Origin of the sequence: Cupriavidus neocaledonicus (assembly GCF_000372525.1) — a bacterium.
GTDB lineage: Bacteria > Pseudomonadota > Gammaproteobacteria > Burkholderiales > Burkholderiaceae > Cupriavidus > Cupriavidus neocaledonicus.
In genome coordinates, this window is record NZ_AQUR01000004.1 from 1 (window position 1) to 1,203 (window position 1,203).

Sequence of the window (1,203 nt, forward strand, 5' to 3'; positions counted from 1 at the left end):
CGCTCCGAGCTGATAGGTTGGCGTCGTGGCGCATTCAGCTTCCTGTTAAACGGCCAAGCACACTCGATTCGCGTTTGTGCAGAGTATCCCTAGCGCGATGAGTACTTCAGCAGCCTGTTAAGGCACCCTGCAAGGCTGCACAGCGAAGAAACAGAAACGGCGAATCAGGTGGGAGCGTGGGAACCCAAACCTGCCGCAACCAAGCGGTTTGCAAGCCCGTGGATAACCGTTCTAAGGCCCGCCATTAATTTAATTTCGCCACAGATTTTAAGGGCGTCAAATAGTGTTGCTGCAGTCATGGGTGCAGCCCATGTCAATGAGCTTCTGCCTATAGGCCGGTTCTGTCGTGGTTTTTTAAAGCATCATTCTCCTGGCTCACAAAGATCAGCACTGACAGGATCGTGATAAAAAATCGGAACGCATCTGGTATCCCATTCCACTGTTTCGACATCCACATACCGAACCATTCCCCTCCAATCGACATGAACGCAACCTGCAATGTTCAAAAAACCTAGCGTCAGCCCGGCGTTGGCAAAGCCTTTCGCGCGCTGAAAGGCCATGTGGGAATCATGCCGGGCACACCACAAGCGATTGCTACCCATCCAGCAAAAAACCGCCGTTACAGTCTCTAGGTGTGATAATGCACACATAGGCAACATGATGCAGAATTGGCGAAGTGATAGTTCGATACATGTTTCTGCTACTTGGAAAGGTCGTGTCCATTAGAAGGACATGACGGATAAAGACGAAATTTGTAAAGTAATCGGTTATATTGTTAAACGCGACCAAAGAGGCAAAGAGCGCGATGGCAACGACCATCAGTGTCTTGGAGATTCGTAGGGCCATAGATTTATCGCTTTGAGTTAGTGCCATCAGAAAGAACCTCTGCGCCGACCCCAATGTCCAGGAGTCCGTCCTTCAGGCCATTGTTTCTGGACTCGGGGTTGGCAACGGGTGACCACCCATCGCCGCTCGCAATATTGCGCATAACAAATGCTGGCGCAAGGAGTGTGCCAGACGTTTGCGCGAACTCACTCTAGGTTTCTGTTCCTTCAACTTGATCGCCTCAAAGCGAGTTAAATTTGATCCACCTTTTTCAGTAACGTCAAAGGCATCCCCTTATACGGAAGTAGGACCGTCTCCGCGGCGAGGCTTGGAGCTTGAAGTCCCGGGAATTTCGAGGTAAGGGGGTTGTTAACTTCG

1 pseudogene is annotated in these 1,203 nt (G+C 50.6%); it reads right to left on the reverse strand.

Annotated elements, in window-relative coordinates:
* Positions 1–328: 328 nt before the first annotated feature.
* Positions 329–846: pseudogene (locus A3AG_RS32295) on the reverse strand (DUF2165 family protein).
* Positions 847–1,203 lie beyond the last annotated feature (357 nt).